Here is a 24,691-nt window from a genome sequence, read left to right on the forward strand (position 1 = left end):
TAAGGGTATCCTAATCTTGGCTCATTCATTTCAAACACCTATCGCATACATATGCATGGTGTGCCAAGGAGGATACCCTTATGTTTTGTCCGGTTTGCAACGGAATTCAATCTCTGCATGAACGCTGCTCCTCTTGCGCTGGCGCAATTGTAGATTGCGGTCGTTTAACTGATCTGACAGGTCCTTATGCTCCCTACGAGCAAATCGAAGGCGAGCCGCTGTTAAGCGATGTGCGGATGCAGGATTCTTCTTCCTGCAAGCATCTTCTATATTGCTCGACCTGCAAGCAAACAACCGAAATTTCGGTTACGGAATGGTAATCATGTTGAAGGGGCAAAAGTTACGTCAGGTGCTAAGCGGTAATTTTGACGGCATCCGGATTAAGGCGCCTGCGCTTCATTTCGATAGCTAACATTCGAATAAATTCTTGCTCTAATTCAAATTGAATAGCTGCATAATAAGTGTCTACTAACATTTCGTCAGACAGTAGCTCCATACTACACACCCTTTCTTCCATCCTTTGGTTATTCCTTAATCATAGTAGCATGGCACTACTTAGAAGGACAACAGGCCTAGTTATTCACAAGATGTTGTGGATACGGTGTGCACAGCGTGTGCATACCCTACGAACAACGAGCAATATCAGGGTGGATAATGTGGATAGAGTTATCCACAGGCGAATTTTACACAAATTCAATAAAAAACTTTAATCACATTCTATGAATCTATTAATGGAATATATTAACGCTAATCCCTATTTTCCTCACAAGCCTATTGTTATTCGCATAAAAAAAGCCCCAAGCGGGGCTGTTCTCTATTAAGCTACGCTCATAAGTTCACTTCGTAACACGCTTTATCGAGCCACGAGGAATTCATAAAGTCTCGTCCGCGCACAACAACCTTATCCTCGTAAACGTCAACGTAATAGCCTTGGCTGCCCTCTTTGTAGACATCCTCATTCGTCCATAAATAAGCAACGGATGCCGCGTTAAAAATGGTTGCGGTCTCGCCGTTTCCTTCAAAACAAGCATGACCCGCTTCCAGCTCCCAATGCGTATGGCCGTTAAACATAATCGTTTGAGGATGTTTGGTTAGAATTGCCTTCAACTCTTCATCCTGAATCACGCCATGCCAGCCTTGCCCTTCGAGCGACCCGGCAACCGTATCCTTCAGCGGCTGATGCAGAAACAAAAATACAGGTTTTGATGGGGATGCATCCTCGCCAAGCTTCTGGTCAAGCCATGAGAGCTGCTCCTCCGTCAAATAAGCAAAGTCCTTTAAGCCGCCTTGCTCTGAGCCAAGAAATATAAAATGATAGCCCTCCAGCCATTTATCGTAATAAGCGCCTTTCATGCCTGTATACGATTCATAAAGCTGGAGCTGGCTGCTCCATTCGCCAAGAAATAAATCATGATTGCCGATTGTAAAATGAATATCCGGCAGTCCAGCCTTGCTGGCTTCCCATATGCGAACAAATTCCGCATACTCGGCGCGCAGTCCATGATCCGTCACATCGCCAACATGCATAACGCCTACGCTATTGGACGAATGAGCGGCGATGTCAAGCAGCGCTTGCGCCAAATGCTTATTATAAAGATGATCTTGCTCGGCATTAATATGGGTATCCGTTATAACCTGAAAGCTAATGATTGGGGGCTGCATCATTTTCTCATCCTTTCTTCCTAAGGCTTAATGGCTTTTCACACTCATATTCAAGCCTACAACTCCAACTACGATTACAGCGATCCATAGCAGGGAGGAAATAGGCAGTTTCTCATGAAAAATAATAAAGCTAACCATCGTAATCAGGATGATGCCGATGCCCGACCAGATCGCGTACGCAACGCTCACATTCATGTAGGAGAGCGCGAAGTTCAGCATCGTAAAGCTGGCGCCATAAAAGATAAACATAAGCACTGACGGCCAAAATCGCGAGAAGCCCGCTGAATATTTCATTGAGACGGTTCCTGACAGCTCAAGCACGATCGCCAGCAGCAGAAAAGTCCAGCCCCAGCCCATCTCAGTCTTCATGCGCTTGGCTCCTGATTTTTAGCTGCGAATAATGACTTATGACTTCCTTGGCATCCGGAAGGAGCAGATGCGCGCTGCTGCCCATAGCTGCGTCAGCGATACCAACCGTTACAGCGGCTCCAGCCGCAACGCCCATCCGCATATCCCCATTGGTGTCGCCAATAATCGCTGCTTCAGAGCAGTCTATTGCCAGCTTCCGGCATGCGAGCTGAAACATATCAGGGAAAGGCTTGCCTCGCTCTACTAGATCATTTCCGATAACAAGATCAAAATAAGGCCTGATGCCAAGCCACTCCAAGTGCTGATTTGCAGCCTCAGTTTCATCTGCGGTAACGACGCCAAGCTTAATGCCAAACGCTTTGCAGCTTTTTAGAAAATCAACGCTTCCCGGAAGAGGACGAGCTGGGCGCAAGCGCTCCAGCTCCCTATCCGCATGTTTCTTGCAGTATTGAACGAGCTCCATCGCTTCTGCCCATGACAGGCCCTTCGTGTATAGCTGCCAAGCAAGCACGGCATACAGGTCCTGCATCGTCCCCATCGCAAGCGGGCCGTTCCGGTCATAATCGATAATGGTGCCGTCTTCGCCATGCTTCGTACCCCAAAGTGACGGGATGAGATCGGGATGCAAGGAAATCCCTCGCCCCTTCAATTGCTGCTCAAGCTCGTTAAATACGTTCTTGCTCCAGCTCCCCCACGTCGCGATAAAATCAAGCAGGGTCCCATCTTTATCGAACAAGATGCCTGTCACCTTGTATGCTCGATTGTTTATCATTAAGTCAGGCATATTGTTCATCGCTCCTATTTTAATCTGTCTAGCTCCTTCTGTGCCGTTTCCTTCGCTTCTTTTAACGCTTTCTCGGCAGAAACATTTCCAATTTGCACTTTATCGGCCGCAATCTTGAGCGCATCGTTTATTTTGCCGCCAGTTGGATCCTGGAACGGCGCTGATGCATGCGCAGCCTGCATGAGCGGCACTTTGATTTGCGGATTTTTCTCGCTGAACGCTTTATATTCCGCATCCTCAAGCGCGGATGAACGAACGGCGATATAACCTGTCCCAATGGACCATGAAGCTGTATTTTTTGTTTCCGAGAAGAACGTCAGCCATTTGTATGCAGCCGCCTTCTGCTCGTCGCTCACGCCTGCCGGAATACCTGCCATAATTGCGCTTGCTACCGGTTTCCCTGCGCCTACGCCTTCCCAGCCCGGCTGTTCCATTGCGGATACGATGTTGAAATCCAGATCGCCTTGGTCGCCGCTTGAGCCAATGTAGCCAGCCGCTTGGCCTTTCATAACATCGTCGATCGTTTTGTACCAATACTCCCAGCCTTGACCGCCGGAGTGGATCGCCATAATTTGATCTTCATGAATCCATTTGCGGAACAGCTCCCACGTCTCAATCCATTCCGGAGAATCGATAGTAACGGTTTTGCCGTCATCGCTTAGCACTTTGCCGCCCTTACTAAATACGGCATCCATCATATTTTCCCTGCCCCACATCGGTTCCCAGCCATAAAAACTTGTTTTGCCGCCAGCTTTGACCGTCATCTTGGATGCGGCAGCCGCTAAGCCTTCCCATGTTTTGAAATCCTCAGGCGTAAGTCCGTTTTTCTCAAGCGCGTCCTTGCGGTAATACATGACCTGCGTCGTGCCGTACATCGGAAGGAAAAATTGCTTGCCATCCAGCCTTCCTTGCTCAAGGAACGTTTGTACAAAGTCTTCTTTGTTAAAAGCAGTATCAGCCGCAATCAAATCGCTCATATCGGCGAATAATCCTTTTTGAGCCCAGTTCATATTGGAGGAAAGAACGGCAGCCGGAGGCTGCTTTGCCGCAATCGCAGCCTGCAGCTTCTGTTCTGTTTCAGAATAATCGGCTTGGGCGATTCCTTTTACAATTACCTCGTCCTGCGAGCCGTTGAATAACTCGATCTTTTCTTTCATTGTGTCGCCAAGCTTGCCGCCAAGGCCATACCAGAACTCGATCGTTATTGGCTCCTTAGGAGTTGGGGCCTCGGTCGGATCAGCAGTTGCGTTCGTGCCTGCACCGCTATTTGCGTTTCCGTTTGTTTTGCCTGCATTTTGTCCGCAAGCTGCCAGTACGGCGAAGCTTAACACCATCATTAGAGCTAAACCTTGCTTCATTTTCAACATTGTTATTGATTCCTCCACTCTATTTGTGTAAAGCAATAAGCAATAGTGAGATTGGATTACCCTTTGTTAACGCCTGCCGACATGTTGAAGCTTTTCATAATCGTCTTCTGCGCAAATAAAAACAGCACGAGCAGCGGTACAATCGTATATGAGCTTGCCGCCATAATGAGCGGCCATTTCAAGCCATATGCTCCTCCTTCCACGAAGAAGCTTCTTAGGCCGGCTGAAACAAGCTGCAGGTCGGGATTTTTGGTAATCAGCATAGGCCAGAAATAGTTATTATAATGATCAATGAACGTAATAAGAGCGAGCACGATGAACGAGGAGCGCGTAACGGGGACAAGAATCGACCACAATATCCTCATATGCGACGCACCATCGATTTGCCCTGCTTCTACCAGCTCATGAGACACCTGCAAAAAGGCTTGCCTAATCAAAAAGATTGAAAATACGCTGACGCAATTCGATACGATGAGTCCGGCGTACGAGTCCAACAGATTCAGCTTTGCCAAAATCATATAGCTCGGCAAGTACACCGCCGTGCTCGGAATCATGTAACCAAGCATGATGACCGCCGTTATCGCTTTTTTTAGCCGAAATCGCATATGTGTCAAGGCATAGGCCATCATCGCCGAATTTAATGCCTGAAGCAGTACGATAACGGAAGCGACAATGATGCTATTCGTTAAATAACGCCAGAACGGCGCTTCCAGCCACGCTGCGAGAAAGTTGTCCCATTGCGGGGAGCTTGGCCAAAAGGTGGGCGGAAATTGCCATATTTCATCATTTGTTTTGAGTGCGCTTGTGATCATCCAATAGAATGGAAATGCCATAACGGCACTGCACAGCATCAGAAACAAATGCCTTATGGTGCGCCGTAAAACATAATTTGCTGGCATAGCGATAGTTCTCCTCTCCGTGCGGTAGACGATTATGAGCTGTAATGAACGGTTTTGCGGCTTATCGCAAAGGAAATGATCGATAATAGCATACAGGTAAGCACGAGCACAACCGCAACAGAGGATGCCTCGCCGATATCAAACGACTCGAAAGCCGATTGATAATACATATAAAGAAGCGTTCTCGTGGAGCCGGCAGGCCCACCCTGCGTTAACACGTTAATTTGATCGTAGGCTTGCAATGCCGATATCGTTTGTACAATAAATAAGAAGAAAGTGGTTGGCGAAATGAGCGGAATCGTAATATGTCTCAGCTTGCTCCAGCTGCCCGCCCCATCCAAATCGCCGGCCTGCAATAGCTCGCGCGGCACATTTTGCAAAGCGACTAAATAAAACACCATCGTCCAGCCCATCAGCTTCCATACCGTAACGATCAGGACGCCTGCAAGCGCCCAGCTTGTATCCTGCAGCCAGCCTACTCCCTCTAAGCCGAACCAGCGAAGCACCGTATTTGCCATGCCGACCTTAGGCTCGAATATCCAAGACCATACGATCGACACCGCAACCGTTGGCGTAACCCAAGGCGAGAACATGAGGGTGCGATAGACGGCGGAGCCTTTCATCGACCGATTGAGCAGCAGCGCGAGCGCAAGCCCCAGGATCATGACCGGGAGCACGCTTCCGATGCAGAAGAGCATCGTAACGCCAAGCGACTGATAAAAGGCCGAGTTATCGAACAAATACATATAATTGTCCAAACCAACAAACGTTTTGACCGGACTCATAAAATCCCAATCGGTAAAGCTCAAATAAAAAATCGTACCGAGCGGGATCAGCCAAAATACGATCAGTGGAATTAAAGCCGGCAGCGTGAATAATATAGCCTTCCATTCCTTAGCCATATCGCGTTTAATCATCTCCTGTTATCTGTTCAATTTTATCTTAACATTTGCTATAATTATCGTAAATTAATCATTTTCACCCCTAGTATTCAAAAATTATTGTACACTCAGTGTAAAACAGCTTCGTTATCTGTACGTCAACGTCTGTTTAAGATCTTGTAAAAATGTTGTGTTTCCAAAAGATTTTCTATCATCTATTCTTGTTGCTGTATAATGAATCATAAAATCTTAGTCTTGCGGGTGATGATGTGAAAAGAGTTTCAACCAGTGATCTGGAAGGTATGCCAGCGACTCAAGAGCAAATACGGGGAAAAATAATAGACGCCATTGCCCAAACGATGGATTTGTACGGAGCTAATTATTCATTCGGCCAGCTTTACGGCATTATGTTTTTTGAGGATAAGCCAATGACGCTCGAGGAAATGAAGCAGCAGATGAATATGAGCAAAAGCAATATGAGCTATGCCGTTCGCTCCTTAATGGATTCAAAAATGATCAGGAAATTAGATGAGAAGCTTGACCGCAAAGATTTATATGTTGCCGAGACTGACTTTTTCCAAGCGTTCCAAAACTTCTTTGCCTCCAAGCTGCAGCGCGAAATCGATGTGATGCTAGGATCCATTAACGAGGTTATTCCTTCCCTCTCTGAAATCATTTTAGATATCGATACCAAGGAAGAGGAGCGCCAGCTCTGCCTCAAGGATTTGCATAAGCTGCGTCACGGCGTCGAATATTACAGCTGGCTCCAGCAGTTCGTGGACGGGCTGCGCGGCGGAGAGCTTTTCCGGCAAAACGCAGCCAAGTCCGAGCAGTAAACGATCACAAACAAAAGGGTGCCGCAGAAGTGTTTTGGACTTCCGTGCACCCTTTATTTTTTGGTTTGTTTATTGAGGCTTCGTATTCACCTCGAACATCCAGATCCTTCCTTGCTTATCAATCCCGTAGTCGAACCCCAGCTGGGCAAAACCAGGATACTTGGATTCGAGCACGTTCGTCGACAATTCGGTAAGCTCACGCATCTTCTGCTTCTTCTCATCGACCTGCGCGGACGACAATGATCTGCCTATGCCGTTTGCGGCTGTTACAAGCGAACCTCCACGACATATGTTCGTTACGAAAAGCCCCTTTCTGGCGATTCGTCCGACCATTGCGCGTATGGTCCAGCCCTTCTCCGTCTTCACGTATTTGACCCGATAATCGATTGGCCTGCCGTCAACCGTTGCCAAATGGATGCCTTTTTGAATGAGATAAGCACGGCCCTTGCGTTGTTTGTTAAGCGCACCTATTAACGCTGCAAAACTAGCAAAACGTTTCGTCTGCGTGTAATAAGTATAAGCATACCCCTTGCCGCTGCGCGTAACCTTCATCACGCCATGCCCGCCTGCGCCGACCACCGGCTTCATAACCACCATGTGATGCATATCCAGCATGCTTCTAAGATTTTGTTCCGTAAACCTTCTGGTCGGCGGAATATGCGGCGCAATGCTGGGATGGGAAAGCAATGCTGTTATCTTGGTCCACTTGTTGGCTAGCAATCTACCATTATGTTCACCCAATGAAATCTCTCTCCTTTCCTATCGCTTCATTCATAGCATATGACAGAGCACTACCTGTCTCTTGGATGAATGGCTGTAGTTAGGAGCCTTTATTCGAAAGCATTGCTATAATATATTGCTAGTTTCGCATGAGCCGTCTTGCCTAACCTAATTTTAGGCATAAAAAACCGGCAAGCAGCGCCTCTGGGTTGCTGCTTGCCGGTTTATCGCATTTCTACTTGTCTGATTGCTTCTCGAGCGCCGCTTTAAGCTTGTCCGCCAAACTGTTCGACATCGCGGTATTATCGCTATATTGCTCGATAAGCTTCTGATTTTGCCTCCGATTAGCTTTGCCGCCGCCCCCCTGCTTATCGCCGAGCATTTCAATGACATTGCAAGGCCTGCACTGGGCATATTTGCCTGCTTTGCCGTCTTTAATTTCCATCTTCTTATGGCACTGCGGGCAGCGTTTATTGGAGAGCATAGGCTCCGCCGCGCGCCGATAGCCGCAGTCACGGTCAGAGCAGACAAGCGATTTGCCGCGCTTGCCGTTTATTTCAAGCAGCGGCTTCTCGCATTCCGGACAGCGGGAATGCGTCAGATTATGCGGCTTGTACTCCTTCGTCTCCGCAATAACCTCCGACACCCATTTTGCCGCCTGCTGACGGACATTTTTCATAAAGGCAGCCGGGTCGCCCTTGCCCTTCGCAATGCGCTCAAGCTCCTGCTCCCACTTCGCTGTCAAATCCGGGCTTCTAAGCTCGGTGACGACAAGCTCGATCAGCTGCTTGCCTTTGCCGGTAGGCATCAGTTTGTTTTGCGTGCGCGTAATGGTGTCCGTGCCCAGCAGCTTTTCAATAATATCGGCCCGCGTTGCAGGCGTGCCAAGGCTATGCTTCTCCATACGTGTCAGCAGCGTTGCTTCCGTATATCTGGCAGGCGGCAGCGTACGCAGCTCCCTTACCTTCTCCTGCTTGATCGGCAGCGACTGGCCAAGCTTAAGCGGAGGAAGAAGCTGCGCGGGCTGGCGGTCAGTCTTGCTTTGACCCGAATCGCTGTCATCGTCTTCGTCCTCATCTTGGCTGGAAGCATAGGAAGCTGACTGATAAATTTCCTTCCAGCCCTTATCCTTTTCGATTTTCCCCTTCGCGTAAAGAAGATCTTTGCCTGCCGCGAGCACGACACTCGTCTCATCGTAGCGGTAAGGACCATAAAATAAAGCGATAAACCGCCGCACGATAAGATCATACAGCTTGCGCTCATCATTGCTTAATGCGGCCAAATTTACAAATTGCTCCGTAGGAATAATGGCATGATGGTCCGTAACTTTGCTGTCATCAACGATTCTTTTCGTAACGGGAAGCTGCATTCTCACAAGCTTGCGAGCCAGCTGCGCATAAGGGCCGACAGCGATGCTCTCCAGTCTTCCTTTCAACGTGGGCACCATGTCGCTCGATAAGTATCTGGAATCGGTACGCGGATAAGTAACCAGCTTATGCTGCTCGTACAGCTTCTGAAGCACGTTGGACGTTTGCTTAGCCGAGAAGCCGAGCCGCTTATTCGCATCCCGCTGAAGCTCGGTCAGGTCATACGCCTGAGGATGCGGCTCCGATTTCTCCACTGTCCGAAGCTTGTCTACCTTCGCCGAGCCTCTTTGCAGCCTTGCGGCAATCGCTTCCGCCCCCGCTTTGTCCCACACTCGTCCATCATGGGCATCCTGCTCGCGCCATAGCGCCGAGAACGTGCCAAAATCAGCCGATACATTCCAGTAAGGCTGTGATTGGAACGATTGGATTTCCTGCTCCCGCTCCATCAGCATTGCGAGCGTAGGCGTTTGCACCCGGCCTGCCGCCAGCTGCGCATTGTATTTTGTCGTCAGCGCTCTCGTTACGTTAAGGCCAATCAGCCAATCTGCCTCCGCTCGGCAAACGGCCGACGCATACAAATTGTCGTAGTCTTTGCCTGGCTTCAAGCTGCTGAAGCCGTCCTTAATCGCCTTGTCCGTCTGAGACGATATCCAGAGTCGCTTAAAAGGCTTGCGCCAATGGACAAGCTCCATAATCCAGCGAGCGACAAGCTCCCCTTCCCGTCCGGCATCGGTCGCGATAATAAGCTCACTGATATCCTGGCGTTTGCACAGCTGTGCCACCGTGCGGAATTGCTGCGACGTTTCCTTCATAACCTTCAGGTTCATCTTCGGAGGCAGCAGCGGCAAGTCTTCCAAATTCCATGTCTTATATTTCGGATCGTATTCCTCCGGCTCTGCCAGCGTCACCAAATGACCCAGCGCCCAGGTTACGACATATTTAGGGCCTTCCATATAGCCTTTTTGCTTCTGTCCACAGCCGAGCACGCGGGCAATTTCTTTGGCCACGCTAGGCTTTTCTGCTAGTACAAGCGATTTCATTTGCGTTATTCGCTCCATTTCATTTAGACGCACGATCTGCTGTTTCATAGGAAGAAAGCGCATCATTCACTATGACGAAACGATACCATAGGCTCGCAGCCTGTGCAACGCCCTACGGAGCAGCCAGCCCGCCCATACGCAGCCGGCATGTTCTTGTTTCATGCTCAATTCCCGCTAATCTCGCAAATTTTGCTGCTAGAATCCGGGTGTGATATAGTAAGTTCAGCTTATAAGTAAGCAGATTAAGAGCTAGGGAGCGTTGATGAATGAAACTGCGTTTTGTTGCTATTATTTTTGGCATCTTACTCGTATACAGCGGTATATCCTTCTATATCGGTTGGAATGGTTGGCTGCTCTTCTCTACTCTATTCAACTGGGAAAAAACGGGCTTATATTCGCTCGTAGTAGGTTTAATCGCTTATGCGTATATTATCGGAAGGCTCGCTTACCGCGCTCCGCTTAAACCGGTTGCGGAAGTGTTCAAGCTTATCGGCTCTTACTGGTTCGCCGTGCTTGAATATGCCGTCCTTATTTTGCCGATTGCCAACATCCTCTCACTGATCCTCAAATCAGCCGGCGCGGAAGAGTCGGTTTATATCGTTGGCGTAGGCAGCATCGCTTTGCTTCTAATGGTCCTATTGATCATTCGCGGCACATGGAATGCATGGAGCCCGGTCATCCGTACCTACCAAGTTCAAATACCGAAGCCGGCCGGTTCGCTCAAAAAGCTGCGCATTGCTATGGCATCCGACCTTCATCTGGGAACGATTGTCGGCAATCGGCACTTGAAGCGATTGGTCGATAAAGTAGGGGAAATCAAGCCCGATCTTATTTTGCTTCCGGGCGATATTTTGGATGATGATATCGAGCCGTTTCTTCGCAAAAATATGTCTGCCGAGCTTGGCAAGCTGAACGCGCCGCTTGGCGTATATGCGGTAACCGGCAACCACGAATATATTGGCCGGAAGGTGCCGGAATTCATCAAAGCCATGGATGCGATCGGCATTCGCGTTCTTATGGATGAGGCAGCGCTCGTCGCAGACAGCTTCTACGTCGTCGGCCGCAAGGACAAGGCGTCCGGAGGTTTCGGATCGGGCGGCAGGCTGCCCATCCACGATCTAATCGCGCCGCTTGATCATTCGCGTCCGCTCATTATGCTTGATCACCAGCCGTCCGATATCGCCAAAGCGGCTGAGAACGGCATCGATCTATCGGTGTCCGGACATACCCACCGCGGCCAAATGATGCCCAATCATCTCATTACGAGAAGAATGTTCGAGCTGGACTGGGGTTATTTGAAAAAAGGCGGCCTGCACGCCATCGTCTCGTCAGGCTTCGGCACATGGGGGCCGCCCGTACGGATCGGCAGCCGCTCCGAGGTTATTCATATCGAGGTGGAGTTTAGCTCATAGAAGGCAGTACCATGAAAAACAGCGGCACCAGCTCGCTTGCCATTCTGATTAGCGGCTGCAAGAGCCATTCAGAATGCAAGCGAGCTGGTGCCGCTGTTTCTTTTTTTATCTAAACTAATCCACATCTGCTATACGCCACGCTGCCCCTTTTTCTTTGCCCTTCTGGAACACATACATCGTACTCCCGGCATCGCCGTTATTTCTTGTTTCCTCGACCTGTACGACGGCCTCAAACAGCGATTTTTGCTCACGAATGGATATGTTTTCTACTACGTTTATGCTCGTAATCGTGAAGCCGTTAAAGCTGCCTGAGCCTTCCCTTGCCTTGCGCGCGCTATCCGTATACAGATCCAAAAACTCATCCCATTTGCTCTCATGCATATATGTTATACGCAAATTAATGAGCTTGATAAGCGGACGTTCCTCCTCCGTGAAGGATGAAGCATCCAAATAAGCGGGCGCAAACGATTCGGCCTCGGCGTTCGGCGAAGTTGACGGTAAATCCGGGACAGGCGCGGGCGATTCTGTGTATGGCGACGGCAGCCCCTCTGCAGCTGGAGTAGGAGACTCACTCGGCGGATTCGGCTCCAACCCGCCTTCTAGTGCAGGCAAATCGATGTTTCGTTCCTCCGGAATTTCACCGGTTGGTTTAGAATAGCCTTCTGGGTAGGCTTGCTTGAGGAGCGCTTGAAGCTTCTTCGTGTAAGATTTTTTCATCGTATAGAGCTTGCCTGCCGTTATATCCTCTGCCTTCATGAAGCTGCCTCGTTCGGTTTGATCCGAAATCCACAGGTAATAGGTTTTCTTCCCTAATGTGACCGAATAAGGAGGCGCTGCGATATCAACCTTGCCGGCCATCTTTTTTCCAAAGCGAATAGCATATTCAAATGTTCTTACGGACTCTTGGTCCTTCCAAACGACTTGTGAATTCGGCTCTGACTCTTCAAAGCTAACCATCCGCATCACGACGGCCTGATCCACGCTTACCCGAAACAAAAATAACAAAATCGCGGCAGCAGCTACGACAATCCCCAATGCAACCATGTACCGTCGCTTCGACATAGTCCCCCTTCCCCCTCTATAAAGCTGATAGATGGATATGGCGTACATCATGTATAAAACTTCGCGTTAACGATTAAGACGATTGTTCATGGAAAAAGGTTCCACTTAAACCGCAGCTAGCTTTATGGGCTCTTCACCCTAGCTATTCACAATTTTGTTAAACGAATTCACCGTCAAAACATAATAAAACAGATAAATAACGACATATAACGTTGTGGAGAAAAGGACGGGCACCGTAAAATCAACGTTGACCAAATTGGAAAACAGCTTGGACATGGCGTTTACGGCGACCACACTATGCGTAATACCGAGAATGAGCGGAAGCCCAAAAATAAAAAGCGTCTGCTTTGAAATGGTACCTCGAATTTCTTTCCTCGATACGCCTATTTTGCGCAAAACCTCATACCGTTCTTTATCTGAATGGGCTTCCGTCAGCTGCTGCTTGAAGTAGAGCACGCTGCCCGCAGTCAGACCATACATTATCGTTAAACATCGGACGAATCGCCGCAGCCTGATCATCAGCCAAATTCACGCTTGTGCTTCTGTTCAATGCTTTTGCAATAGCTTGGTAAGTGCTGGACGAAATCATTTAGACAGGCTTGTCATCCTCCTCCGAATACCGCTCTGGCAGCAGCTCGGAGCTTGTGCTATGGCCCGCCGATGTCCTGCTCGTTCAAAGCTTTCAAGCTCTCCAGCAAATCGGTTGCCGACTTCGAATCGAGCGCCCCCGTCGGTTCATCTGCCAGCAGAAGGCTAGGCCTTGCGATAATGGCACGCGATGCTGCCGTACGCTGCTTCTGTCCGCCTGACAGCTGATAGGGATATCGGTCAAGCAGCTGCTTGATCCCAAATTTCTCGGAAATTTCATCTACGCGGCTCTCAAGCTCAGCGACCTTCACCTTTGCTAGCGCAAGCGGCAGCAAGCAACGTTTCGTAGTATAGAGACGAAGCTGTTAACGGCTTAAATGGAGGATTCTGTCATGAAAATAATGATTGTTGAGGATGATCGGACGATTGCAGAGATGCTTGGCGAAACGTTAGGCAAATGGGGCTTCGAAACGGTTATCGCTGATGATTTTGAACATATTCTGCTGCTCTTTTTGAATGAGAACCCTCATCTCGTGCTCATGGACATTAATTTGCCGTCCTTTGACGGCTTTCATTGGTGCCATCAAATAAGAGAGGTATCCAACGTCCCGATTCTATTTCTATCCTCCCGCGATACGCCGCTTGATATGATTATGGCGATGAATATGGGCGGCGACGACTTTGTTCAGAAGCCGTTCTTCACGGATGTATTGCTTGCCGAAATAAATGCGCTGCTCCGCAGAACCTACTCCTACGTCGAGGTAAGCGCAAGCGTGATCGAGCATGGCGGCATCGTCCTAAGCCTAAAGGATGGCGATGTACGATGCGGCGAGCAGAAGGCAGAGCTGACGAAAACCGAATTTATTATTTTGCATATGCTCATGAAACAGAAGGGCTCGATTGTGACTCGTACAAAAATAATGCGCAGCCTCTGGGAGGATGAAAGCTTCGTCGACGACAATACGCTAACCGTCAATATCACCAGCCTCCGCAAGAAGCTCGCGGAGCTCGGCAAGGCAAGCTTCATTACGACCAAGAAAGGTCAAGGGTATATCATTCTATGAGTTTCGCACACTATATGAAGGACAAACGTTTTTTCTGCCTGCTTTATGGCGCGATCATGCTGTTCGTTACGGTCATTATGTTGGTGAGCGACTCGGCAGGCGACTCCATTGGCAATGTCGTTTATGTCAATATGGTATGCTTCATTCTTTCAAAGTCAACGGGAATGGGGCTTTATTTGGCTAAGCAGCTGGCGCTTAAGCTGGGGCATGATTTGTCTATCCAATCCGAAGAAGGAAACATGACGAAGGTGACCATACATTTTCCGATAATAAGAAATTATGGGGAATGGTACAGCCGCAAATGACGCTTAAATAACTATTGACAAATAATTATTTTTGTGATATAATTAAATATTTTTCTATTTACATATTATTTGACTGCTGCTAATATGTATTTTGCAATCGGTATGATCATTGTACATTAAACTATAACAGTAGCGGAGGGTTAAGATGAACATTGCAAACGGAGTGAACATGCTGCCGATCTCAGCAGTCATGAGGGGTGAAATGGTTACGATTTATCCCACTTTGTTGTGGGATAACGATATGGCGATCTTAGTGGATACCGGTTATCCAGGGCAGCTTCCATTAATAAAGGAACAGATGGAGCGGGCAGGCATTTCTTTTGACAAGCTTAAAAAAATCATCATAACCCACCAGGATATCGACCATATTGGCAGCCTGCCGGCCATTTTGGAGGCGCTGCCTCAAAAGGCAGAAGTGCTTGCAACCGAAATCGAGGCGCCTTACATTCAAGGAGAGAAACGCCCGATCAAAATTACGGCTGAATCCATCGAGCGAGCGATGAAAGCTTTGCCCGCCGAGGTGTCGGATGAGTGGCGAGCCTCCTTCCGCAAGACGCTGGAGAGTCCGCCTAGCGCGGCAGTTGATGCTTTTGTCACTTACGGGCAGGAGCTTCCTTATTGCGATGGGATTACCGTGATTGGCACACCTGGACATACGCCCGGCCATATCTGCCTCTATCATCAAGCTAGTAAAACATTAATTGCTGCTGACGCGTTAGTCGTCGTAAATGACCAGCTGCTCGGCCCTATTCCAAGTTATTGCCATGACTACGAATTAGCGCTGCAATCGCTCCGCCAATTAACCGAATACGATATCGAAACCGTCATTTGTTACCATGGCGGGCTGTACTCGGATCATGTGAATGAACGCATTTTGGAGCTGACGAGGTAAATGGCTGGATTTATTCCTGTTATTCGGCAGAACTAAATCCATAGCCCCGAACAATATACAAAACGCCTCCAAACCCGCTGCGCAAGCAGGGTTGGAGGCGTTTTTGCGTTGGTCCATAAATCCATAAACGTGACTCTTTATAGTCCGCCCGCTAAAGCTTTCCTCAAAAACTGCCCTGTATAAGAGGATGGAATATCGGCTACCTGCTCCGGCGTACCCGCAGCGATTAGCTTGCCGCCCGCTTCTCCGCCCTCTGGGCCAATGTCGATAATATAGTCAGATTCACGGATCAGCTCCAAGCTATGCTCGACCAAAATAACCGTATTGCCGGCATCCACTAATTTGTTCAGCAGCACGAGAAGCTGGCCTACATCAGTAGGATGCAGTCCTGTCGTAGGTTCATCCAGCATGTAGAGCGTATGCGTATTGGATTTTTTGTTAAGCTCCTTGGCGAGCTTAATGCGCTGGCCTTCCCCGCCGGACAACGTTTTGACCGACTGCCCGAGCTGCAAATAACCAAGCCCGACCTCGCACAGCAGCTCGATCATGCTCGCTATTTTCTCCTTGCTGCGAAACACGGACAAGCTTTCTTGAACCGTCATATTAAGCAAATCGGATATCGAATACCCATCATAGGTTACGCGGAGCACCTCTTCTTTAAATCGTTTTCCTTTGCAGGCTGTGCAGCGCACCTCCAGATCCGGAAGGAAATTCATATCCACTGTCAAAACGCCGAGACCTTGGCAAGTCTCGCAGCGGCCGCCGGGCGTATTAAACGAAAAATGTTTGGAGGTCAGCTTGCTGCTCTTCGCCGCCGGCAGCGCCGCAAACAAATTTCGCAGCTGCGTAAATATGTCCGTGTAGGTGGCAATGTTCGAGCGCTGCATGCGGCCAAGCGGCGACTGGTCAACCATAATCAAATTCCCGACATGCTCGAATCCGGTGATGCTGTCGCAGCCGTCTATTTTTTGCCCGGCCGATCCGCCCTTTGCAAGCAAATCAAACAGCAAGGTCGACTTGCCGGAGCCTGACACGCCTGTTACGGAAATAAGGCTTCCAAGCGGAAAAGAAACATCGATGTTTTTGAGATTGCGGGCATGCGCATTCGTTATACACAAATGCTTGCCGCTGCCGCGCCTTCTGCTCCGAGCAGATGCCGGCAAGCTTTCACCTCGCAAATACGCGCCCGTAACGGACTGCTCGCTTGCCATCAAATCCTCCAAGCTTCCTTCGCCAACGACCGTTCCGCCGAGGTATCCGGCGCCTGGTCCGATGTCGATAATATGGTCCGCAGCGCGCATCACCTCAACGTCATGCTCAATGACTAACACCGTATTGCCCAGATCGCGCAGCTGCAGCAATACCCGAATTAAGCCAGAGGTATCGCGCGGATGAAGCCCCGTTGTCGGCTCGTCCAATATGTAAAGGACGCCAGTCAAACCTGAGCCGAGCAGCGAGGCTAGCCTAAGGCGCTGCGACTCTCCGCCGGAGAGCGATACGGTCTGCCGATCAAGCGAGAGATAGCCAAGACCTACATCGATAATTCGCTCCAGTCGAAGCGGCATATCGGTCAAGACAGGCTTAAGCAGCGGAAGTCCTTCCAGCGGCATCGCTTCGTGCAAGCGGCTTGACCAAGCAAGCACATCCTCCAGTGACCAAGATGAAACGTCCGAGATGGAAGCGCCGGCTACGATGACCGATCTGCTTTCCTTTTTGAGCCGCTTGCCGTTGCAAGCCGTACAGCCCTGCTGCTTAAAATAGTCCCCGTCCCGCTCGATTGCTCCCTGCTCGCCATCCTTCTCCTTATACCGTCGCCACAAGCCGGTTACGATCCCTTCAAACTTTCCGCCCCCTACCGTCTTGGGCGGCTTCGTATCAGGAAAGTGGCGAATGAACGCTTCGTTCTCAGCGCCGTAATAGAGCAGATCCCTCTGCATTTCCGAGTACTCCTTCAAAGGCAGATCAGGATCAAAAACAAACCCGTAATGCTTTCCGGCAGCGACTAAAATGTTGGCGAAGTATTCCATATACGCATCGTATAAGTAAGTTACGCAGCCCTCGCGCAAACTTAATTCCGGCTTGAACACCGCATCCAGATCCAGCGTTGCCACATGGCCGAGACCGCCGCATGATTCGCACGCGCCTTCTGGCTTATTAAACGAGAAATGCGACATGCCTAATTTCTCAAGCTCCGCATGGCAGCTCGGGCAGCTGATCGTTTGCCGTTCCTCGTCTTCCTCCGCTGCCGTTATACCGGTGCTGCTCTCTTCGTCGAAGCTCGGAGGAATGCTCTCGCCGCAGGAGGAGCAGATTCGCTCACCCAGCCTAGAGTAAAGGAAACGCAGGTACGTGTAGATGTCCGTCACTGTGCCTACCGTCGAGCGGGGATTTCGATTCGTAACATGCTGCCCGACGCTGATGGAAGGAGACAGTCCGGCGATCGATTCGACCTTTGGCTTGCTGATCGAATCCGACACCATTCCCATCGACTCCATATATTGCCGCTGGCATTCCTTTTGCAGCGTATCCATGGCTAGCGTTGATTTTCCCGAGCCGGACGGCCCCGTCAATACGACAAGCTTGTATTTCGGAATCGAAAGCGATACGTTTTTCAAATTATTTTCGTTCGCGCCTTTAATAACAATCATATCCTTCATGCATGTCCTCCTCGTTTTCATATCCATTTTAATTAGAAACGGTTGAGTCTTAGGCTGCCAGCACCATTCCTTTCCCGACTTTAAAACCAGCATACTACATTCATGCAAGTGGTAAGGTTGATGAATTTAAATGCCTAATTAAAGAGTTAGGTTTGACAAAACGTTAACTCAGGAGTTTAATGTTTTTAGATAACGCGGAGGTGGATTTATGACCGTTCGGCCCATTGATATCGCTAGAAAATTGAAGATCAGCACAACCGCTTTGCGGCATTATGAAAGCTGGGGAATTATACCGCCTGTTGAGAGAGGAGCTAACGGTTACCGGATCTACACGGAGGAGCATATTGCTTATTTTGAATGTATACGGGCGATGAACGAAGGTTTTGGGATGATGCTTACCAAAAACGTGCTGTGGAAGGTGCTCTGCGGAGAAATCGATGCGGCACTATGGCTTATGAATGGTTCGCAAGCATCGCTTCACCGCGACAAGACGATTGCCGAGAAGACGATCCGAGCGCTGGAAACGGATGAAATCGATTTGCTGCATCGGTCCGGGAAAAGGAAATGGATGACGATCGGCGAGGTATCCGATGAGACGACGATTCCAAGCTCAGCGATCCGTCACTGGGAGAAAATGGGGCTCATCACGATTCACCGCGACAAGGACAACGGTTATCGCAGCTTCAGCCCCGCCAACCTCCGCCAAATTTTAATTATTCGCACCTTTAAATCGGCGATTTGGTCGCTTGAAATTATTCAGCAGGTTATCAAGGAAGTAGATGACAACAATGTGGAAAATGCCATCAAGATTGCCCGTGAATCACTGCAATTTCTTGATCGGATCAATAGAAGTCAGCTGCGGGGCGCCCATTATTTGTATCAGCTTTTGCACTTGAAGGATCAGATCCATTAATCCTCGCATGCGTTAATGATCCTCGGGAATTCTGATGTAATCCGATACGCTGGACTGAAGCAAGCCGATCAGATCTTCATTTATATATTCAAATTCATCCGGGATATGGAGGCAAATGACTTTTTTGCCGGCAAGGGCGCCGCTGAACTTCCCCTGCAGCCTCCGTACATGCTTTTTCTCCATGGCAAAGATGAGATCAGCCCAGCCAATATGCCCCTCCGTTACTTTAATGCGAGCATTTTCTTCCGTACCCGCCGACCTTACCTCATGCCCGTCCACACCTTGAAAAATCGTCTCGGCCGTCAAGCTCCGCCACTTGTTTCTGCTGCAAATAAATAATAACCGAATGGGTACCACTTCCTATTCTTTTTCTTCTAATCGAACCTGTCCATAAGCACGATACTGCTTAGGCGTTACGCCGATCTGTTTCTTGAATATTTTCGTAAAATGGCTCTGATCATAAAAATTCAGCCGTGCCCAGATTTCGGACAACGTAAGCTCGGAGGCGGTCAGCAGCCTCTTTGCTTCCTCCACCTTTTCTCTCATGATATAGCTATGGATCGGAATCCCGACCTCTTTCTTGAACAGCTGCGATAAATAATTGGCGTTTAGCCGTACCTTACCTGCAAGCGCAGCGACCGATATATTCTCATAGATATGGTTAAAGATGTACTGCTGGCATTCCATGACTACCTTTGAAAATTGGCCGGCACGACTATGCCGCACTCGCTCTGCAAAACCGAGCATCGCCTCGGTTCGAAGCTTAACGACGCTTTGAATGTCGGTCAGTTCCTCCAAATGCTGAATATACAAATCGCTCATTGTATAGGCGATCTCCGAATGGAGCCCTCCTTCCATCGCTGCGCGTGTTGCAAGCGTGATTCCGGCTATCGTAATATTTTTTTGACTCCTCAGATAGCTTTTTTTGGACAAAATGCCAAGGTTTTGCGGATCAATTGTCGCAAGCTCCTGCAGCATCTCCGTCCTGCCCTCCTTCATGTACTGGAAAAGCTGCTTCTCCAGCTCAAAGTCATAATGAAGCGCCGTCGTCTCCCGTTGATCGGATAAATTTCGATCGACATGGCGGCCGAACCGCTCCTGCTCCGCTTGCGACAGCAGCGATCGGTGATGAAAAATATCCAGCGTAGCCAGCTCTTTGCCATAGAGCAAATAATACAATAATACGCTCGCATGCAGCAGCTTTAATCCGCTTATAATCGGCAGCGCCTTATAATAAGCACGCGCAGCCTCCTTCTGGTCTATTGGCACGGCGTAATCATTAAGCATCCCCGTGATCGCATCAGCAGGTATATCCGCATAGGCAGACGGCCCAAATACGACGTAGCCTGCATGCTGACTTTCTCGTTGTATACGCACGATTACGTAGTTCTCCAGCTCGTTCAGCGTTTGTATAAGCGGATATTGTGGCATAGCAGCCTCTAAATGAAGCTGTTCTAACAACGCTTGAAGGCTTGCATAGAGCGGACTGGCGAGCTGCCCATTTCCATCCGTGCCAGTAAGCGGCTCCAGCTGCGAATTCACATAGCGGGCTTGGGCTTGAAAATTACCCGACATCAGCTTGCATATAAACAAAATCTGTTCATCAGAAGCAGCATACTCCATCTCAAGCCCCCTTCTTTGCCGCAGCTTTTTATGAATGATTAAATAACAAGAAAAAATACTATTTATCTAAGTATTTTACCATAGCCTAACGCTCATTTCGTTTAAAATAAGCTTAAATCACTACTTGTAAGCGCTATTATTCGTTCGAAGGGAGCTTGGACAATGACTAGAGATATCAAGCAAATCGTAGCCCAACTGACGCTGGAGGAAAAAGCTGGCTTATGCTCAGGGCTTAACTTTTGGCATACGAAAGGGATCGAGCGATTACATATTCCATCCGTCATGGTAACCGATGGTCCCCATGGACTGCGCAAGCAAAGCGGGAGCGGCGATCATCTAGGGCTGCTCGACAGCGTTCCGGCTACCTGTTTCCCTTCTGCGGCAGGGCTTGCCTGCTCTTGGGACACGGAGCTCGTGCACCTGGTCGGCGTCGCGCTCGGCGAGGAATGCCAAGCAGAGGACGTAGCGGTGCTGCTTGGTCCGGGCGCTAATATTAAACGGTCACCGCTTTGCGGAAGAAACTTCGAATATTTCTCCGAGGACCCGCTTCTGTCCTCCGAGCTTGCGGCAGCGCATATTAATGGCGTGCAGAGCCAAGGCGTCGGCACCTCGCTCAAGCATTTTGCCGTTAACAATCAGGAGCACCGCCGAATGACGGTCGATGCCATAGTGGACGAGCGCACGCTGCGGGAAATTTATTTGGCCAGCTTTGAAGGAGCGGTAACCAAAGCGCAGCCATGGACCGTTATGTCCTCCTACAATCAGGTAAACGGTGCATTCGCTTCCGAGAACAGCCGCTTGCTTACTCAAATTTTGAAGGAAGAGTGGGGTCACGAAGGGTTTGTCGTATCCGATTGGGGCGCTGTCAACGAACGTGTTGACGGATTAGCAGCTGGACTCGAGCTTGAGATGCCATCCAGCGGCGGAGCTGGCGACCGCAAAATCGTTGAAGCCGTATTGAACGGTCAACTGTCAGAGGACACACTTAACGATGCGGTCGAACGGATTTTGACCGTTGTATATAAAGCAGTGGACAACAAAAAGGAAAACGCGGCGTACGATGCGGAAGCCCATCACCAGTTGGCAACTAAAGTGGCAGCAGAGAGCATGGTGCTGCTGAAGAATGAGCAAGCAATTCTCCCGCTTCCAAAAAGCGGAACAATCGCCGTTATCGGCGCTCTAGCTGCTTCGCCAAGATACCAAGGCGGCGGCAGCTCTCATATTAAGCCGACAAAGCTCGATAACCCTTTTGCGGAGATGGTACGTTTAGCCGGGGACGGCGCGCAAGTAACCTATGCGCAGGGCTATAAGCTTGAGAGCGATGACCATGACGAGCCTCTTCTAATTGAGGCGAAGGTTAATGCGGCTGACGCCGATGTTGCCGTGTTGTTCATCGGTTTGCCTGACCGTTACGAGTCGGAGGGTTATGACCGCCAGCATCTGAACATTCCTGACAACCAACGCGCTCTAATTGATGCGGTAGCTGAGGTTCAGAGCAATCTTGTTGTTGTGCTCAGCAACGGCTCGCCGATTGTTATGCCTTGGCTTGGCAAAGCCAAGGCCGTGCTTGAAGGTTACTTAGGCGGGCAAGCTGCGGGCGGAGCGATTGCTGCGTTATTGTTCGGCGATGCGAACCCTTCCGGCAAGCTAGCCGAGACATTCCCGGTTAAGCTCAGCGATAATCCGTCATTTTTGAACTTCCCCGGCGAGGGCGACAGGGTCGAATATAAGGAAGGTGTCTTTGTCGGTTACCGTTACTACGACACGAAGGAAATCGAGCCGCTTTTCCCTTTTGGCTTCGGACTTAGCTATACGAGCTTTGCATACAGCAACCTAACAGTTAGCCAAACCGAGCTGACTGATCAGGATGCATTAACGGTCAGCATAGACATTACCAATGCGGGAACAATTGCGGGCAAAGAGATCGTTCAGCTTTACGTTAGAGATTTGGTCAGCACCGTGAACCGTCCGTCCAAGGAACTGAAAGGCTTCACCAAGGTGGAGCTTCAGCCGGGCGAGCGAAAGACAGTAACCTTTACGCTTGGCAAACGCGCTTTTGCCTATTACCATGCAGGGATTAAAGATTGGCATGTCGAAACCGGCGAATTCGAGCTGCTTGTTGGCGCCTCCTCGCGTGATATAGCTGAGCGTACTGTGGTGAACGTAAGGTCCACGGTCAGCGTTCGCAAGCCCGTAACGATGAATACGACGTTCGGTGATTTGCTTAGCGATCCCGAGCGCGCGATCATCGCAAGCGGCATGCTTCAGAAATTTTCCGAGAGCAGCAGCGGCATGATGAGCTCGCTTATGGAGGATGCTCCTGAAATGGTTGCAGCCATGCTGAATTTCATGCCGCTCCGTGCGCTTGGCATGTTCAGCCAGGGCGCCGTATCGGAGGAGCAGATCAACGGTATTATCGCTCTGATGAATGAAGTGAAATAGCGTTTGCATGGTGAAACAAAAGCTGACCCATTAGGTCATTGCGGACCGGTGGGACAGCTTTTTTTTGCGCTAGTCGGCGCATTCAAGCAAATTTTGGAGCTCATGGTAAAGCTCCAGCTCGGATAAAATGCTCTTGCAGCGACTTAGCATCCCTTTATCATCATATATCCGCTTCTCATGCTGCGCATCGCGAATGAATGCCAGCTTCGTCTCAGGGCTAGCTGCTTTAAGCAGCGCTCTCATCGCTTGCTCGTCGTCCCAATCGATGGATAGCGGCTGCGCCGCTGCCTGATTAGTCCGTTCTGCCAGCGGTACGATGCCGATCGTATCAAGCGTCTGCATGCAGATAAGCTGATCCCTTTGCTTGCGTAAGCTATCGATATAACCAGCCAAATCGGGGATTTCGGTCAGAGTAAAGATCTCTTTAAGCCTCTGCAGTGCTGGCGTCAGCTCCTGCCCGCTCGCTTGCCCAATCTTGTTAGTATCAAATGGCGCGATGCTGTTATATAAAATGCTTTTATCCGAACATAAGATACGAAGAAAGTCCTTAATATTGCTTGCTGCCAGCCAAATTTCGGAACCAAAATCCATGGGCGATACAACGGCTATATAGGCATCCTCGAGATCAGTAACTGTCCCAAAATCGGTAACGAAGCAATAATGAATGCCGTCTGCGCCGGGGCTCGCGAAAGGAATAAAGTCCGGCGGCGTGCAAGGGTAACGCATATCATACTTCTGCATAAGCAGCCCGATCTCCAGATCCATCGCTCTCCCAAGCTCCTCCTCCAGCTCATACAGACGCTGTATCGTAGGAGGCAGCTCATATTTTCCATACTGGCGGTGGATGCGCGGCTCAGGTTCGATTGCTTTCTCATGCTCGATATGGCCAAACGACACAACCGAGGACAGCTGCCCCGTGTCCATTTTCGCATACTCGCTCAACATATTCGGCACATGCTCCCGTGTCAGTTTGACCCCGGATGCCGTGTTGTACAGCACCGTAAGGTCATTGTCGCTCCAGCCCAGCAATGTTTCCGCAGACAGTTCACCTTTATGGGCGAAAAGACGCAGAAGCATGGCATCGAGCTGTGCACGCATGCTATCCGGTGCCAATCCGTACTCCTCTAAAATAAGATCGATCATCTGCTGCTTGTCCATTTCCCGCTCCCCTTTAGTTCAGTCATTTAATCCCAATTATACCAAATGGGTGAAATGAAAAACTAGCTTTGAATACGCCGAAGAAACGGCTGCTTCATCGCATAGCCGGCCATTTGAATGACGGAGCCCCGCTTTTTGTCGCTGCCATAAACTTGCTCTTGCCCGATGGCCGGTATTTATCGATACGTGCCAGCAAACTAGCGGATAATTAGAGGTTTTCGACGAAGGAGCTTGCTCATTCCCTTCATATTTCGGCTTATACCGTTCAAGACCATCTTAAGTCGATCTTTGCCAAAACAGGGTTTAGCAGCAGGCGCGAGCTGATGTGGGAATTGTTCTCTAGACATGGCATGGGTTGAGCTATGCGGGGGATCGCTTGCCGGGCATGCAAAAAGAGGCTGCGCAATTGATATGCTCCCCAAATAGTGGACAGGTGAAATAATAAAAACCTGCAGCTATGAGGGGAGCATTTTCATGTCTAAAGTTAAATATTACGCATCGGAGAAACGTACCATTATCAAAGAGATCGAAAGTGGTGAACTTGGCCTTATGGCCGCTGCGTATAAATATGGGATATCAAAAACAACCTTGGTGAAATGGCAACGCCGGTATGAAGTCTATGGTTTTGATGGATTAGAGATTCAAACGAA

23 protein-coding genes and 3 pseudogenes are annotated in these 24,691 nt (G+C 49.4%); 10 read left to right on the forward strand and 16 right to left on the reverse strand.

Annotated elements, in window-relative coordinates; all coding sequences use genetic code 11:
* Nucleotides 1-80: 80 nt before the first annotated feature.
* On the forward strand, nucleotides 81-320 hold the full coding sequence (locus ADU23_RS00910) for a hypothetical protein (RefSeq protein ID WP_053372018.1): 240 nt from the start codon (nucleotides 81-83) through the stop codon (nucleotides 318-320).
* A gap of 32 nt (nucleotides 321-352) precedes the next feature.
* Here the strand turns inward: ADU23_RS00910 and sda are convergent, their stop codons facing one another.
* The 7 genes from sda to ADU23_RS00945 all read right to left on the reverse strand — a co-directional run bounded on the left by sda (nucleotide 353) and on the right by ADU23_RS00945 (nucleotide 5,983).
* Nucleotides 353-496: a sporulation histidine kinase inhibitor Sda gene (gene sda, locus ADU23_RS00915; RefSeq protein ID WP_053372019.1), complete on the reverse strand. Its 144-nt coding sequence runs from the start codon at nucleotides 494-496 to the stop codon at nucleotides 353-355.
* 332 nt (nucleotides 497-828) lie between these two features.
* Complete coding sequence (locus ADU23_RS00920; RefSeq protein WP_053372020.1) at nucleotides 829-1,665, reverse strand: metallophosphoesterase family protein; 837 nt, start codon at nucleotides 1,663-1,665, stop codon at nucleotides 829-831.
* Between the two features lie 24 nt (nucleotides 1,666-1,689).
* Nucleotides 1,690-2,031, reverse strand: coding sequence for a DMT family transporter (locus ADU23_RS32590; RefSeq protein ID WP_053372021.1), 342 nt, complete (start codon nucleotides 2,029-2,031; stop codon nucleotides 1,690-1,692).
* Entirely contained in the window at nucleotides 2,021-2,815 is a 795-nt protein-coding gene (locus tag ADU23_RS00930) for an HAD family hydrolase (protein WP_053372022.1), read from the reverse strand. The genes ADU23_RS32590 and ADU23_RS00930 overlap by 11 nt, the downstream gene beginning before the upstream one ends.
* A 14-nt stretch (nucleotides 2,816-2,829) precedes the next feature.
* The gene (locus ADU23_RS00935) at nucleotides 2,830-4,182 is read right to left on the reverse strand and encodes an ABC transporter substrate-binding protein (RefSeq protein WP_053372023.1); all 1,353 of its coding nucleotides are present in this window, start codon (nucleotides 4,180-4,182) and stop codon (nucleotides 2,830-2,832) included.
* Nucleotides 4,183-4,238: 56 nt separating this feature from the next.
* Entirely contained in the window at nucleotides 4,239-5,081 is an 843-nt protein-coding gene (locus tag ADU23_RS00940; protein ID WP_053372024.1) for a carbohydrate ABC transporter permease, read from the reverse strand.
* Nucleotides 5,082-5,113: 32 nt separating this feature from the next.
* Nucleotides 5,114-5,983: a carbohydrate ABC transporter permease gene (locus tag ADU23_RS00945; RefSeq protein WP_231637282.1), complete on the reverse strand. Its 870-nt coding sequence runs from the start codon at nucleotides 5,981-5,983 to the stop codon at nucleotides 5,114-5,116.
* Nucleotides 5,984-6,264: 281 nt separating this feature from the next.
* Here ADU23_RS00945 and ADU23_RS00950 point away from each other — a divergent pair, with 281 nt between their 5' ends.
* A complete protein-coding gene (locus ADU23_RS00950; RefSeq protein ID WP_053372026.1) occupies nucleotides 6,265-6,798 on the forward strand; it encodes a GbsR/MarR family transcriptional regulator in 534 nt (177 codons plus the stop codon).
* Between the two features lie 69 nt (nucleotides 6,799-6,867).
* Here the strand turns inward: ADU23_RS00950 and ADU23_RS00955 are convergent, their stop codons facing one another.
* Nucleotides 6,868-7,539, reverse strand: a complete 672-nt coding sequence (locus ADU23_RS00955) for a YheC/YheD family protein (RefSeq protein WP_053372027.1) — start codon at nucleotides 7,537-7,539, stop codon at nucleotides 6,868-6,870.
* Between the two features lie 214 nt (nucleotides 7,540-7,753).
* On the reverse strand, nucleotides 7,754-9,925 hold the full coding sequence (locus tag ADU23_RS00960) for a DNA topoisomerase III (protein ID WP_053372028.1): 2,172 nt from the start codon (nucleotides 9,923-9,925) through the stop codon (nucleotides 7,754-7,756).
* A gap of 266 nt (nucleotides 9,926-10,191) precedes the next feature.
* On the opposite strand from ADU23_RS00960, the gene ADU23_RS00965 reads away from it, so the two are divergent.
* Nucleotides 10,192-11,337 (forward strand): metallophosphoesterase, encoded by a 1,146-nt coding sequence (locus ADU23_RS00965; RefSeq protein WP_053372029.1) that lies wholly within the window; start codon nucleotides 10,192-10,194, stop codon nucleotides 11,335-11,337.
* 114 nt (nucleotides 11,338-11,451) lie between these two features.
* Here the strand turns inward: ADU23_RS00965 and ADU23_RS00970 are convergent, their stop codons facing one another.
* The 3 genes and pseudogenes from ADU23_RS00970 to ADU23_RS00980 form a co-directional block, all read right to left on the reverse strand.
* Nucleotides 11,452-12,399 carry a hypothetical protein gene (locus ADU23_RS00970; RefSeq protein ID WP_053372030.1) on the reverse strand — a complete coding sequence of 316 codons (948 nt, stop codon included), beginning with the start codon at nucleotides 12,397-12,399 and terminating at the stop codon, nucleotides 11,452-11,454.
* A 138-nt stretch (nucleotides 12,400-12,537) separates the two neighbouring features.
* Nucleotides 12,538-12,879: an FtsX-like permease family protein gene (locus ADU23_RS00975; RefSeq protein ID WP_053372031.1), complete on the reverse strand. Its 342-nt coding sequence runs from the start codon at nucleotides 12,877-12,879 to the stop codon at nucleotides 12,538-12,540.
* Between the two features lie 182 nt (nucleotides 12,880-13,061).
* Nucleotides 13,062-13,322: pseudogene (locus ADU23_RS00980) on the reverse strand (ATP-binding cassette domain-containing protein); the annotation flags it as partial.
* A 57-nt stretch (nucleotides 13,323-13,379) separates the two neighbouring features.
* On the opposite strand from ADU23_RS00980, the gene ADU23_RS00985 reads away from it, so the two are divergent.
* The 3 genes and pseudogenes from ADU23_RS00985 to ADU23_RS00995 all read left to right on the forward strand — a co-directional run bounded on the left by ADU23_RS00985 (nucleotide 13,380) and on the right by ADU23_RS00995 (nucleotide 15,248).
* Entirely contained in the window at nucleotides 13,380-14,051 is a 672-nt protein-coding gene (locus tag ADU23_RS00985; protein WP_053372032.1) for a response regulator transcription factor, read from the forward strand.
* Between the two features lie 149 nt (nucleotides 14,052-14,200).
* A pseudogene (locus ADU23_RS32595) lies at nucleotides 14,201-14,356 on the forward strand (sensor histidine kinase); the annotation flags it as partial.
* 145 nt (nucleotides 14,357-14,501) lie between these two features.
* Nucleotides 14,502-15,248 carry an MBL fold metallo-hydrolase gene (locus tag ADU23_RS00995; protein ID WP_053372034.1) on the forward strand — a complete coding sequence of 249 codons (747 nt, stop codon included), beginning with the start codon at nucleotides 14,502-14,504 and terminating at the stop codon, nucleotides 15,246-15,248.
* A gap of 137 nt (nucleotides 15,249-15,385) precedes the next feature.
* On the opposite strand, the gene uvrA is transcribed toward ADU23_RS00995, so the two are convergent.
* Nucleotides 15,386-17,905 carry an excinuclease ABC subunit UvrA gene (uvrA, locus tag ADU23_RS01000; protein WP_053372035.1) on the reverse strand — a complete coding sequence of 840 codons (2,520 nt, stop codon included), beginning with the start codon at nucleotides 17,903-17,905 and terminating at the stop codon, nucleotides 15,386-15,388.
* 208 nt (nucleotides 17,906-18,113) lie between these two features.
* Between uvrA and ADU23_RS01005 the strand changes: the two genes are divergently transcribed.
* Nucleotides 18,114-18,818 carry a MerR family transcriptional regulator gene (locus tag ADU23_RS01005; RefSeq protein ID WP_053372036.1) on the forward strand — a complete coding sequence of 235 codons (705 nt, stop codon included), beginning with the start codon at nucleotides 18,114-18,116 and terminating at the stop codon, nucleotides 18,816-18,818.
* A 12-nt stretch (nucleotides 18,819-18,830) separates the two neighbouring features.
* On the opposite strand, the gene ADU23_RS01010 is transcribed toward ADU23_RS01005, so the two are convergent.
* Both ADU23_RS01010 and ADU23_RS01015 read right to left on the reverse strand, forming a co-directional pair.
* A complete protein-coding gene (locus ADU23_RS01010; protein WP_053377404.1) occupies nucleotides 18,831-19,166 on the reverse strand; it encodes a low molecular weight protein tyrosine phosphatase family protein in 336 nt (111 codons plus the stop codon).
* A gap of 12 nt (nucleotides 19,167-19,178) precedes the next feature.
* Nucleotides 19,179-20,441, reverse strand: coding sequence for a helix-turn-helix domain-containing protein (locus tag ADU23_RS01015; protein ID WP_053372037.1), 1,263 nt, complete (start codon nucleotides 20,439-20,441; stop codon nucleotides 19,179-19,181).
* A 162-nt stretch (nucleotides 20,442-20,603) separates the two neighbouring features.
* On the opposite strand from ADU23_RS01015, the gene ADU23_RS01020 reads away from it, so the two are divergent.
* Entirely contained in the window at nucleotides 20,604-22,883 is a 2,280-nt protein-coding gene (locus ADU23_RS01020) for a beta-glucosidase family protein (protein ID WP_053372038.1), read from the forward strand.
* 69 nt (nucleotides 22,884-22,952) lie between these two features.
* Here ADU23_RS01020 and ADU23_RS01025 read toward each other — a convergent pair whose 3' ends face one another.
* The gene (locus ADU23_RS01025; RefSeq protein WP_053372039.1) at nucleotides 22,953-24,041 is read right to left on the reverse strand and encodes a hypothetical protein; all 1,089 of its coding nucleotides are present in this window, start codon (nucleotides 24,039-24,041) and stop codon (nucleotides 22,953-22,955) included.
* A 218-nt stretch (nucleotides 24,042-24,259) separates the two neighbouring features.
* On the opposite strand from ADU23_RS01025, the pseudogene ADU23_RS31875 reads away from it, so the two are divergent.
* Nucleotides 24,260-24,400 (forward strand): annotated as a pseudogene (locus tag ADU23_RS31875) (LuxR C-terminal-related transcriptional regulator); the annotation flags it as partial.
* 115 nt (nucleotides 24,401-24,515) lie between these two features.
* Nucleotides 24,516-24,691 (forward strand): helix-turn-helix domain-containing protein (locus ADU23_RS34145; protein ID WP_157266053.1); only part of this gene is annotated, 176 nt, incomplete at its 3' end.

The sequence above is a fragment of the Paenibacillus sp. FJAT-27812 genome, from assembly GCF_001273905.1.
Lineage (GTDB): Bacteria > Bacillota > Bacilli > Paenibacillales > Paenibacillaceae > Pristimantibacillus.